Source organism: Idiomarina seosinensis, assembly GCF_003987275.1.
GTDB classification, from domain to species: domain Bacteria; phylum Pseudomonadota; class Gammaproteobacteria; order Enterobacterales; family Alteromonadaceae; genus Idiomarina; species Idiomarina seosinensis.
Genome location: NZ_PIQF01000005.1, coordinates 109,945 through 119,823, shown reverse-complemented (window position 1 = coordinate 119,823; position 9,879 = coordinate 109,945). Strand labels below are relative to the sequence as shown.

The following is a 9,879-nucleotide window of genomic DNA, read 5'->3' as shown; positions in this document are numbered from 1 at the left end:
TCGTCAAGTGCTTTTTTGCAACTTTCTAATCAACCCGTTGTCAGTAATCACCTGTTGGCTTTCTCCCTGACAACGGCGGCGAATTATAGAGATCTTATTGCGCCGTGCAAGATCTTTTTTTAAATAATTAATAATTGTCGATATTTTGTTCTTTTTTGTTGGCTAAATGTTTATTTCGAAGGGAACTCTGTTATGTTTTAGAGGACTAATAGAATGACGAAGCACCTACAACAATAAAAATTAGCTCCGTCTAAGTTATATAGAAATAACCGAGGGGAGAAATAATGGCGCTAAAAAAGAGTTTAATTGCGGTTAGCGTAGGTACCCTGATTCTTTGTGGATCGGGACTAAATAGTTCGCTAGCTAAGCCCTTCCTCCACCAAGCTAATGATCACGTCGAATTAGAAGTAAATATCCAGCAGCTCACCCGTTCTTTTTCGCAGCAACGATTGTCGCGAATAGAGCAATATCACGAGATGATTGGCGATCACTTAAAACAAAATTTCTCGATCATTCGTACAACTCGAATTCTGACGGCACATTACCCGCAGGACGTGAATGAGATATTTATTGCAGCGGTTCAGCATGATCCTCGCCGTATCACACATATAAGCCGCGCTATAATACGGAGTGAACCGGCTTTAACCACCGATGTTTTAAGTACTGCCCTGCAATTGGCGCCGGAGAAGTGTGAGGAGTTAGTGGCAATGGCTATTGATGCAGAGCCTGCGTACATAGACGACATTGTTTCTATAGCCGCTCAGCATCAACCAGAACAGCTTGATAGCATATTGCGAGTAGCAATTACTGCGGAGCCTGATCTTAGTGGCTCAGTTGTCCGTTCCGCCGCAACCAGCTCGCCACAAAATTTCTTTTCTGCGATGGTTAATACGGTAACCAACTTACCGCAAACGACACAGAACGTTTTTGTTGCTGTCCGTGACTTTTTTACCGGCCAGGAACAAGGAAATGAACGCACCATGCCTAATACTTCACCGGAACAATGGAATGCGTTCATTGTACAGGCAAAAAATCAGGGGGTAACAAAACAAGAAATGGATTGGTTTAAAGAGCAAGGCTATATAACAGAGCAGCAACTCGCTGCGATCTACAATAAAGAGCCTAAACTATAGGCAATAAAAAAGCCGGCGATACGCCGGCTTTTTATTATTACTTATAAAGCTTAGTCAGCTGCTACTTCTTCAACAATTTCAGCTTCTTCAACTTCTGGTCTGTCGACTAACTCGATGTAAGCCATTGGGGCGTTATCGCCAGTACGGAAACCACACTTCATAATACGCGTGTAGCCACCTGGGCGTTGTTCATAACGCGGCGCAAGTTCGTTAAATAACTTGCCCACAACTTCTTTATCACGAGTGCGTGCAAATGCCAAACGGCGACTTGCAACACTGTCTTGTTTCGCCATTGTGATTAATGGCTCTACTACGCGACGCAACTCTTTCGCTTTTGGTAACGTCGTCTTGATTATCTCATGACGTACCAAAGAGACAGCCATATTGCGGAACATCGCTTGACGATGGCTGCTATTGCGATTTAGTTGACGACCACTCTTACGATGGCGCATACCTATACCCTTCTCAGTAAATCTATTACTAAGATGACTTAGTCGTTATCAATCAGACTAGCGGGTGGCCAGTTCTCTAGGCGCATACCTAAAGACAAACCACGTGACGCTAGTACATCTTTGATTTCTGTCAGCGATTTTTTACCCAAGTTAGGAGTTTTCAACAACTCCACTTCGGTACGCTGAACTAAGTCACCAATGTACTGAATTGCTTCTGCCTTGAGGCAGTTCGCTGAACGAACAGTTAACTCTAGATCGTCTACCGGACGAAGTAGAATCGGATCAAACTCCGGTTTCTCTTCTTTTTCTTCCGGCTCGCTGATATCACGGAGCTCAACGAACGCTTCCAGCTGTTCAGCCAGAATTGTAGCTGCACGGCGGATCGCTTCTTCAGGATCCAAAGTGCCGTTGGTTTCCATGTCGATAACCAGCTTATCAAGGTCAGTACGCTGCTCAACTCGAGCCGCATCAACGCTGTACGCAATGCGTTCTACCGGGCTGAACGACGCATCGACCAAAAGACGACCGATTGGACGTTCATCATCGTCTTCAGACTGACGAGATGACGCAGGAACATAACCACGACCACGCTCAACTTTAACACGCATGTTAAATTCGTTTTCACCGGTAAGGTGGCAAACAACGTGCTCAGGATTTACGATTTCCACATCACCATCGTGCTGAAAATCGCCTGCGGTTACAGGACCTGCACCGGATTTGTTCAAGGTCAACGTCGCTTCGTCTTTGCCTTCAAGGCTAATTGCTAAGCCTTTAAGGTTCAACAAAATCTCGATGACGTCTTCCTGTACGCCTTCTTTACTGCTGTATTCGTGCAGTACGCCGTCGATTTCTACTTCAGTCACTGCACAGCCTGGCATTGACGACAATAGAATGCGACGTAACGCATTACCTAGAGTGTAACCAAAGCCACGTTCTAGAGGCTCCAGTGTCACCTTGGCATGAGTCGGGCTAACTTGCTCGATGTCGACTAACCTCGGCTTAAGGAATTCGGTAACAGAACCCTGCATTGTGTCCTCTCTCTATGCTTAAGCTTTACTTAGAGTAAAGCTCTACGATCAACTGTTCGTTAATTTCAGCAGACAAGTCGCTACGTTCTGGAAGACGTTTAAACTGACCTTCCATCTTGTTGCCGTCTACTTCTAACCAAACTGGCTTCTCACGTTGCTCAGCCAATTCCAGCGCTGCTGCAATACGTGATTGTTTCTTAGCTTTCTCACGGACCGTAACAACATCTTCAGGACGTACCTTGAAAGATGGAATGTTAACTACTTGACCGTTTACAACTACAGCCTTGTGGCTGACCAGTTGGCGAGCTTCTGCGCGTGTAGACGCAAAGCCCATGCGATAAACTACGTTATCCAAACGCTGTTCAAGCAACTGCAACAGGTTCTCACCGGTATTGCCTTTCAGACGAGCGGCTTCTTTGTAGTAGTTACGGAATTGCTTTTCTAGAACGCCGTACATACGACGAACTTTTTGCTTCTCGCGCAACTGCACACCATAATCAGACAAACGTCCGCGACGAGCGCCGTGTTGTCCAGGTGCAGTCTCGATCTTACATTTAGAATCGATTGCGCGTACGCCGCTTTTCAGGAACAAATCTGTCCCTTCACGACGGCTTAGCTTGAGTTTAGGACCCAAATATCTTGCCATGATCTTTCTCCAACTATCGATTCACGCCTTAAACGCGACGTTTCTTAGGCGGACGACAACCGTTGTGAGGAATCGGTGTCACATCGGTAATATTTGTGATGCGGTAACCCACGGCATTCAACGCACGAATCGATGACTCGCGGCCTGGGCCAGGACCGTTTACAAATACTTCCAGGTTTTTAAGACCGTATTCCTTCGCCATTTCACCTGCACGTTCTGCCGCTACCTGAGCAGCAAACGGCGTCGATTTCCGTGAACCACGGAAGCCTGAACCACCAGCCGTAGCCCACGCTAACGCGTTACCTTGGCGATCGGTGATCGTGATAATGGTGTTATTGAAAGATGCATGCACGTGAGCCATGCCATCGGCGACTTGCTTTTTAACGCGCTTGCGAGAACGAGTCGGTGTTTTAGCCATTACTCAATCTCCTTACTTCTTAATTGGCTTGCGCGGACCTTTACGAGTGCGCGCATTAGTTTTAGTGCGCTGACCCCGTAGAGGAAGGCTGCGACGATGACGAAGTCCACGGAAACATCCGAGATCCATCAACCGTTTAATGTTCATTGATACTTCACGACGTAAGTCACCTTCTACTGCGTATTTGGCGACTGCGTCACGAAGCGCGTCTAGTTTCTCTTCTGACAATGAACCAATCTTGGTATCTTCAGCAATACCGGTTGCTGCACAAATTTCTTGTGAGCGCGTATTACCAACACCATAGATAGCGGTTAAAGCGATAACCGCGTGCTTATTGTCAGGAACGTTAATGCCAGCGATACGGGCCACTAACACGTCTCCTATAATTTGTAGGCACAAGTTGAAAAGCCCGTTAGGATACTCAACCAAATGCCGAATTGCAAACACTTCAAAGGGGGTGACCTATTTAGGCCACCCGCCTTTCCTTCGAATCAACCTTGTCGTTGCTTATGTTTAGCATCAGTGCAAATCACTCGCACAACACCGTTGCGCTTAATGATTTTGCAGTTACGACAGATTTTCTTCACGGAAGCACGAACTTTCATTGCTACTCTCCGTCTACCTAACCTTAGCGGCCGTAGCCTTTTAGGTTAGCTTTTTTTAGCACAGAATCATATTGATGAGACATCATATGAGTCTGTACCTGTGCCATAAAGTCCATGATTACAACGACGATAATCAATAACGATGTACCGCCAAAGTAGAACTGTACGTTCCAAGCAATCATCATGAACTCAGGAACCAAACATACAAAGGTAATGTACAGTGCACCTGCTAAGGTCAATCTAGTCATTACTTTGTCAATGTATCGCGACGTTTGTTCACCTGGGCGAATACCCGGAATGAACGCGCCCGATTTCTTCAAGTTATCTGCTGTCTCGCGCGGATTAAATACCAACGCAGTGTAGAAGAAACAGAAGAATATAATTGCAGCCGCGTACAATAACACATAAAGCGGCTGTCCTGGTGATAAAGTCATCGATACTTGTTGTAAAATATCGGCAACCATACCTTCACCCGAGCCAAACCAAGTGGCTATGGTACCAGGAAACAAAATAATACTCGATGCAAAAATCGGTGGAATAACACCTGCCATATTAACTTTCAACGGCAAGTGTGTACTTTGTGCAGCAAACACCTTACGACCCTGTTGGCGTTTCGCGTAGTTGACAACGATTCGACGTTGACCACGCTCTACGAACACAACAAAGTATGTTACTGCCAGTACAACCACAGCAATTAATAACAGCAATAATAAGTGCAAGTCGCCTTGACGCGCTTGCTCTGCTGTTTGACCAATAGCTGATGGCAAACCTGCAACAATACCCACGAAGATCAGGATAGAGATGCCGTTACCAATACCACGCTCGGTAATCTGCTCGCCCAACCACATTAAGAACATAGTACCAGTCACTAAGCTGACTACTGCCGTAAAGTAAAAGCCAAAGCTTGGGTCAATGACCAAGCCGGGCATTAAATTAGGCAGACCAGTCGCGATACCGATTGACTGGAATGTCGCTAACACTAAGGTACCCCAGCGCGTATATTGGTTTATCTTGCGACGACCAGATTCACCCTCTTTTTTCAGCTCGGCTAACCGTGGATGTACCACTGACGCTAGCTGCATGATAATCGAGGCCGAAATATACGGCATGATACCCAGTGCGAAAACCGATGCACGTTCCAAAGCACCACCGCTGAACATGTTAAACATAGCAACGATGGTATCTTTTTGTTGTTCGAACAGTTGAGCTAAAACAGCGGCATCAATACCAGGAATAGGCACAAAGGAGCCCGCTCGGAAAACGATAATCGCTCCTAACACAAACAACAGGCGACGCTTGAGTTCCGACATGCCACCTTGCGCTCGATTTGATTCCAATCCTGGTTTAGCCATGAGCCCTATCCTTCGATTTTGCCGCCAGCAGCTTCAATAGCTTCGCGAGCGCCTTTGGTGATTTTCAGACCTTTTACAGTCACCTTGCGACTAATTTCGCCAGACTTGATGACTTTAGCAGCCAACACGTTCTTACGAATCAAGCCAGCAGCTTTCAGTGTTGCTAAATCAACAACATCACCTTCGACTTTCGCGATTTCTGCCAGATTCAGTTCCGCAGTCGTCATTGACTTGCGAGAAGTGAAACCAAACTTCGGCAGACGGCGTTGAATTGGCATCTGACCGCCTTCGAAACCTGGCTTAACGGTGCCACCAGAGCGTGATTTTTGCCCTTTATGACCACGACCGCCGGTTTTACCCAGACCTGATCCAATACCGCGTCCAACGCGCTTTTTGCTGCTTTTTGCACCAGGTGCAGGAGAAAGATTATTTAATTCCATCATTTATCCCTCCACCTTAACCATGTAATTAACTCGGTTCACCATACCGCGGACTGCAGCAGTGTCTTCCAACTCTACTGTGTGACCAATGCGGCGGAGACCCAAGCCACGAAGTGTAGCTCTATGCTTCGGCAAACGACCGATAGCGCTACGCGTCTGTGTTACTTTGATTGTCTTTGCCATTGTTCACTACCCCAGTATTTCGTCAACGCGCAATCCACGCTTCGCCGCAACTTGCTCCGGCGACTTCATGTCGTTCAACGCTTTGATTGTCGCGCGAACAACGTTGATTGGGTTGGTTGAACCATATGCCTTTGACAGCACGTTATGAACCCCTGCTACTTCCAGAACCGCACGCATAGCACCACCAGCGATGATACCCGTACCTTCTGATGCAGGCTGCATGTATACCTGTGAACCTGAATGACGGCCCTTAACAGGATGTTGTAAAGTCTCACCTTTCAGCTGGACAGTTACCATATTGCGGCGTGCTTTTTCCATCGCTTTTTGAATAGCGGCTGGAACTTCACGAGCCTTACCATAACCAAATCCGACTTTACCTTTACCGTCGCCAACCACAGTCAGTGCAGTGAAACTAAAGATGCGACCACCTTTAACCACTTTCGCTACACGATTGACCGTAATCAACTTCTCAATCAGTTCACCGTTTTGAGCTTCTGCATTATTTGCATTTGCCATTTTCGTCTCCTAGAACTGAAGTCCAGCTTCGCGAGCAGCGTCTGCTAATGCAGCAACGCGGCCGTGGTATTTAAAACCACTGCGATCGAAAGTGACGTCTTTAACGCCTTTTTCTACCGCACGCTCAGCGATGATTTTACCCACAACTTTCGCGGCATCGACATTACCTGTCGCTTTCACTTGGTCGCGGACTGCCTTTTCAACCGTCGAGGCGGCTGCCAGCACTTCAGAACCGTTAGGTGCGATCAACTGTGCATAGATATGACGCGGTGTACGGTGTACAACCAGTCGATTTGCACCCAACTCTTTAATTTGTTTACGTGCGCGAGTAGCACGACGTAAGCGAGCTGCTTTCTTGTCCATCGTATTACCCTACTTTTTCTTGGCTTCTTTACGGCGCACTTGCTCGTCTGCATAACGAACACCTTTGCCTTTATAAGGCTCTGGTTTACGGTATGCACGAATGTTAGCTGCCACTTGGCCAACTAACTGCTTATCTGCGCCTTTAACGACAACCTCGGTTTGAGAAGGAGTATCGATAGTAATTCCTTCCGGAATTTCGAACTCCACAGGGTGTGAGAAGCCCAAAGTTAGGTTCAGTTTTTTACCTTGTGCTTGCGCACGGTAACCGACACCCATAAGTTGTAGCTTACGTTCAAACCCTTTAGTTACCCCAACCACCATATTTTGCAATAATGCACGCGCTGTACCTGCTTGGGCAGTTGCGTTAGCAACGCCTTCACGTGGAACAGTACGCAGAACGTTGTCTTCTGTTACCAATTCAACGGCATTATTGACTAAGCGACTCAGTGAGCCTTGGGCGCCTTTAATCGTAACTTCCTGGCCATTTAGCGAAATTTCAACGCCAGCAGGAATTTCAATGGGTGCTTTAGCAACACGTGACATTTCCTACCTCCTGATTACGCTACGTAGCCGACGATTTCGCCACCAAGACCAGCTTGGCGAGCGGCACGATCGGTCATTAGGCCTTTCGATGTTGAAACAACAGCGACACCAAGACCACCCATCACATTAGGCAACTCGTTGCGCTTCTTATAGATGCGCAAACCAGGGCGACTAACGCGCTCGATTGATTCGATTACTGGCTTGCCTTCGAAATACTTCAATTCGATTTCAAGCTCAGGTTTTGCAGTACTCTCAGCACTAAAACCTACGATGAAACCTTCCTGCTTAAGCACTTCGGCAATTGCCACTTTCTGCTTAGATGAAGGCATTTTCACTGTAACTTTGTTAGCACCTTGAGCGTTGCGAATGCGTGTGAACATATCCGCAATTGGATCTTGCATGCTCATATTTGCTTTCTCCCGTGATTCGTGGCTTACCAGCTAGCTTTTTTCAAGCCAGGAATTTCACCGCGCATCGCCATCTCACGTACCTTGATACGGCTCATGCCGAATTTACGAAGGAAACCATGAGGACGACCAGTTATACGACAACGGTTACGTTGACGCGTCGGACTGGCATCACGTGGGAGCTGCTGCAACTTAAGCACTGCTTCCCAACGCTCTTCGTCTGATGCATTTACGTCACTAATGACCGCTTTCAGTGCGTTGCGTTTTTCTGCGTATTTTGAAGCAAGCTTTGCTCGCTTCACGTCACGCGCTTTCATTGACTGTTTTGCCATAACTCTACACCTTACTTTCTGAACGGGAAGTTAAAGGCAGCTAGCAAAGCACGAGCTTCGTCATCTGTGCCAGCATTTGTGGTAATGGTGATATCAAGACCACGTACCTTATCGACTTTGTCATAGTCGATTTCCGGAAAGATGATCTGCTCACGAACACCCATGCTATAGTTGCCACGACCATCAAACGACTTAGCGTTGAGGCCACGGAAGTCACGGATACGTGGGATTGCAATCGATACTAAACGTTGAAAGAATTCCCACATGCGCTCGCCGCGCAGAGTTACTTTACAGCCAATCGGGTAGCCTTCACGGATTTTGAAACCGGCGACAGACTTGCGTGCTACAGTACGAACCGGCTTTTGACCAGAGATTGCCTCTAAGTCAGCCACTGCATTATCAAGTACTTTTTTGTCAGCCAGAGCTTCACCCACACCCATATTAAGGGTGATTTTCTCAATCCGAGGGACTTGCATGACGCTGTTGTAGCTGAACTCTTTCATCAGTCCAGGAACTACCGATTCTTTATAAAAATCATGCAGTTTCGCCATCGTAAAACTCCAAAATTGAATTAAATGATTGCGTCGTTCGATTTAAAGAAACGGACTTTTTTGCCGTCTTCAACTCGAAATCCAACACGATCTGCTTTACCTGTCTCTGGGTTAAGGATCGCTACGTTCGATACGTGGATAGGCGCTTCTGTTTCAACAATACCGCCAGATTCACCAAGAGCCGGGTTTGGCTTCTGATGTTTCTTCACGACATTTACGCCTTCTACGATCACGCGATCTTTATCAGTAAGAACCTTTAGGACTTTGCCTTGCTTGCCCTTGTCCTTACCTGCCAGGACGACTACTTCGTCATCACGTCTAATTTTTGCCGCCATAATTGACTCCTTATAGTACTTCTGGTGCCAGCGAGATAATCTTCATAAACTGCTCTGAACGCAGCTCACGAGTTACCGGCCCGAAAATACGAGTGCCAATGGGCTGTTGGTTGCTATTCAACAACACAGCCGCGTTGCGGTCAAAACGGATGACCGACCCGTCTTGTCGACGGACGCCTTTTCTGGTGCGAACGACCACCGCATTCACAACATCGCCTTTCTTCACCTTACCGCGCGGAATTGCTTCCTTAACAGTAACTTTGATGATATCGCCGATGTTTGCGTAGCGACGGTGCGAACCACCTAGAACCTTAATACATTGTACGCTGCGCGCGCCGGAGTTATCGGCAACGTCCAGGGTAGTTTGCATTTGGATCATTTCAGTGCCCCGCTTAGTTAAAAAAACAGACCCTCTCGGGTCGTGCTGCCTTTTGGTTTTTCCCTTATAAAAAGGGCCGCGAATTGTAACAGATAAAAAATGGAGATGGTAGGCCAATCTCACTTTTTTTGGTAAGTCGCGGTCAATTGCCCATTTTCTGCTTTCGGATTCAGTTGGCAGCCATCCGATACAATGG

Annotated in this window: 18 protein-coding genes; 1 reads left to right on the top strand and 17 read right to left on the bottom strand. The window is 47.0% G+C overall.

Annotated elements, in window-relative coordinates; all coding sequences use genetic code 11:
• Positions 1-284: 284 nt before the first annotated feature.
• Positions 285-1,133, top strand: a complete 849-nt coding sequence (locus CWI81_RS12750; protein ID WP_126785695.1) for a hypothetical protein — start codon at positions 285-287, stop codon at positions 1,131-1,133.
• A 50-nt stretch (positions 1,134-1,183) separates the two neighbouring features.
• Here the strand turns inward: CWI81_RS12750 and rplQ are convergent, their stop codons facing one another.
• The 17 genes from rplQ to rplN all read right to left on the bottom strand — a co-directional run bounded on the left by rplQ (position 1,184) and on the right by rplN (position 9,683).
• Positions 1,184-1,585 (bottom strand): 50S ribosomal protein L17, encoded by a 402-nt coding sequence (gene rplQ, locus CWI81_RS12745; protein ID WP_126785694.1) that lies wholly within the window; start codon positions 1,583-1,585, stop codon positions 1,184-1,186.
• 38 nt (positions 1,586-1,623) lie between these two features.
• The gene (locus CWI81_RS12740) at positions 1,624-2,613 is read right to left on the bottom strand and encodes a DNA-directed RNA polymerase subunit alpha (RefSeq protein ID WP_126785693.1); all 990 of its coding nucleotides are present in this window, start codon (positions 2,611-2,613) and stop codon (positions 1,624-1,626) included.
• 25 nt (positions 2,614-2,638) lie between these two features.
• Positions 2,639-3,259, bottom strand: coding sequence for a 30S ribosomal protein S4 (gene rpsD, locus CWI81_RS12735; RefSeq protein WP_126785692.1), 621 nt, complete (start codon positions 3,257-3,259; stop codon positions 2,639-2,641).
• A gap of 28 nt (positions 3,260-3,287) precedes the next feature.
• The gene (gene rpsK / locus CWI81_RS12730; RefSeq protein WP_105306939.1) at positions 3,288-3,677 is read right to left on the bottom strand and encodes a 30S ribosomal protein S11; all 390 of its coding nucleotides are present in this window, start codon (positions 3,675-3,677) and stop codon (positions 3,288-3,290) included.
• 12 nt (positions 3,678-3,689) lie between these two features.
• Complete coding sequence (gene rpsM, locus CWI81_RS12725; RefSeq protein ID WP_126785691.1) at positions 3,690-4,046, bottom strand: 30S ribosomal protein S13; 357 nt, start codon at positions 4,044-4,046, stop codon at positions 3,690-3,692.
• Between the two features lie 122 nt (positions 4,047-4,168).
• Positions 4,169-4,282: a 50S ribosomal protein L36 gene (gene rpmJ, locus CWI81_RS12720; RefSeq protein ID WP_006956433.1), complete on the bottom strand. Its 114-nt coding sequence runs from the start codon at positions 4,280-4,282 to the stop codon at positions 4,169-4,171.
• Between the two features lie 23 nt (positions 4,283-4,305).
• A complete protein-coding gene (gene secY / locus CWI81_RS12715; RefSeq protein WP_126785690.1) occupies positions 4,306-5,634 on the bottom strand; it encodes a preprotein translocase subunit SecY in 1,329 nt (442 codons plus the stop codon).
• Between the two features lie 5 nt (positions 5,635-5,639).
• Positions 5,640-6,074 carry a 50S ribosomal protein L15 gene (gene rplO / locus CWI81_RS12710; protein WP_126785703.1) on the bottom strand — a complete coding sequence of 145 codons (435 nt, stop codon included), beginning with the start codon at positions 6,072-6,074 and terminating at the stop codon, positions 5,640-5,642.
• A gap of 3 nt (positions 6,075-6,077) precedes the next feature.
• On the bottom strand, positions 6,078-6,257 hold the full coding sequence (gene rpmD / locus CWI81_RS12705) for a 50S ribosomal protein L30 (protein ID WP_126785689.1): 180 nt from the start codon (positions 6,255-6,257) through the stop codon (positions 6,078-6,080).
• Between the two features lie 6 nt (positions 6,258-6,263).
• Positions 6,264-6,773, bottom strand: a complete 510-nt coding sequence (rpsE, locus tag CWI81_RS12700) for a 30S ribosomal protein S5 (RefSeq protein WP_126785688.1) — start codon at positions 6,771-6,773, stop codon at positions 6,264-6,266.
• A gap of 9 nt (positions 6,774-6,782) precedes the next feature.
• Entirely contained in the window at positions 6,783-7,136 is a 354-nt protein-coding gene (gene rplR / locus CWI81_RS12695; protein WP_126785687.1) for a 50S ribosomal protein L18, read from the bottom strand.
• Positions 7,137-7,145: 9 nt separating this feature from the next.
• Positions 7,146-7,679 (bottom strand): 50S ribosomal protein L6, encoded by a 534-nt coding sequence (gene rplF / locus CWI81_RS12690; RefSeq protein WP_126785686.1) that lies wholly within the window; start codon positions 7,677-7,679, stop codon positions 7,146-7,148.
• Between the two features lie 14 nt (positions 7,680-7,693).
• On the bottom strand, positions 7,694-8,086 hold the full coding sequence (rpsH, locus tag CWI81_RS12685; RefSeq protein ID WP_126785685.1) for a 30S ribosomal protein S8: 393 nt from the start codon (positions 8,084-8,086) through the stop codon (positions 7,694-7,696).
• 26 nt (positions 8,087-8,112) lie between these two features.
• Positions 8,113-8,418, bottom strand: a complete 306-nt coding sequence (gene rpsN, locus CWI81_RS12680; RefSeq protein ID WP_126785684.1) for a 30S ribosomal protein S14 — start codon at positions 8,416-8,418, stop codon at positions 8,113-8,115.
• An 11-nt stretch (positions 8,419-8,429) separates the two neighbouring features.
• Positions 8,430-8,969 (bottom strand): 50S ribosomal protein L5, encoded by a 540-nt coding sequence (gene rplE, locus CWI81_RS12675; protein ID WP_126785683.1) that lies wholly within the window; start codon positions 8,967-8,969, stop codon positions 8,430-8,432.
• 20 nt (positions 8,970-8,989) lie between these two features.
• Positions 8,990-9,304 carry a 50S ribosomal protein L24 gene (gene rplX / locus CWI81_RS12670; RefSeq protein ID WP_126785682.1) on the bottom strand — a complete coding sequence of 105 codons (315 nt, stop codon included), beginning with the start codon at positions 9,302-9,304 and terminating at the stop codon, positions 8,990-8,992.
• 10 nt (positions 9,305-9,314) lie between these two features.
• Entirely contained in the window at positions 9,315-9,683 is a 369-nt protein-coding gene (rplN, locus tag CWI81_RS12665; protein WP_053954214.1) for a 50S ribosomal protein L14, read from the bottom strand.
• Positions 9,684-9,879: the final 196 nt, after the last annotated feature.

What these genes read in the sequence shown, in the direction of transcription:
- CWI81_RS12750 (WP_126785695.1), top strand. Translation starts at nt 285, where the DNA reads ATGGCGCTAAAAAAGAGTTTAATTGCGGTTAGCGTAGGTACCCTGATT.
- rplQ (WP_126785694.1), bottom strand. Translation starts at nt 1,585, where the DNA reads ATGCGCCATCGTAAGAGTGGTCGTCAACTAAATCGCAATAGCAGCCAT.
- CWI81_RS12740 (WP_126785693.1), bottom strand. Translation starts at nt 2,613, where the DNA reads ATGCAGGGTTCTGTTACCGAATTCCTTAAGCCGAGGTTAGTCGACATC.
- rpsD (WP_126785692.1), bottom strand. Translation starts at nt 3,259, where the DNA reads ATGGCAAGATATTTGGGTCCTAAACTCAAGCTAAGCCGTCGTGAAGGG.
- rpsK (WP_105306939.1), bottom strand. Translation starts at nt 3,677, where the DNA reads ATGGCTAAAACACCGACTCGTTCTCGCAAGCGCGTTAAAAAGCAAGTC.
- rpmJ (WP_006956433.1), bottom strand. Translation starts at nt 4,282, where the DNA reads ATGAAAGTTCGTGCTTCCGTGAAGAAAATCTGTCGTAACTGCAAAATC.
- secY (WP_126785690.1), bottom strand. Translation starts at nt 5,634, where the DNA reads ATGGCTAAACCAGGATTGGAATCAAATCGAGCGCAAGGTGGCATGTCG.
- rplO (WP_126785703.1), bottom strand. Translation starts at nt 6,074, where the DNA reads ATGGAATTAAATAATCTTTCTCCTGCACCTGGTGCAAAAAGCAGCAAA.
- rpmD (WP_126785689.1), bottom strand. Translation starts at nt 6,257, where the DNA reads ATGGCAAAGACAATCAAAGTAACACAGACGCGTAGCGCTATCGGTCGT.
- rpsE (WP_126785688.1), bottom strand. Translation starts at nt 6,773, where the DNA reads ATGGCAAATGCAAATAATGCAGAAGCTCAAAACGGTGAACTGATTGAG.
- rplR (WP_126785687.1), bottom strand. Translation starts at nt 7,136, where the DNA reads ATGGACAAGAAAGCAGCTCGCTTACGTCGTGCTACTCGCGCACGTAAA.
- rplF (WP_126785686.1), bottom strand. Translation starts at nt 7,679, where the DNA reads ATGTCACGTGTTGCTAAAGCACCCATTGAAATTCCTGCTGGCGTTGAA.
- rpsH (WP_126785685.1), bottom strand. Translation starts at nt 8,086, where the DNA reads ATGAGCATGCAAGATCCAATTGCGGATATGTTCACACGCATTCGCAAC.
- rpsN (WP_126785684.1), bottom strand. Translation starts at nt 8,418, where the DNA reads ATGGCAAAACAGTCAATGAAAGCGCGTGACGTGAAGCGAGCAAAGCTT.
- rplE (WP_126785683.1), bottom strand. Translation starts at nt 8,969, where the DNA reads ATGGCGAAACTGCATGATTTTTATAAAGAATCGGTAGTTCCTGGACTG.
- rplX (WP_126785682.1), bottom strand. Translation starts at nt 9,304, where the DNA reads ATGGCGGCAAAAATTAGACGTGATGACGAAGTAGTCGTCCTGGCAGGT.
- rplN (WP_053954214.1), bottom strand. Translation starts at nt 9,683, where the DNA reads ATGATCCAAATGCAAACTACCCTGGACGTTGCCGATAACTCCGGCGCG.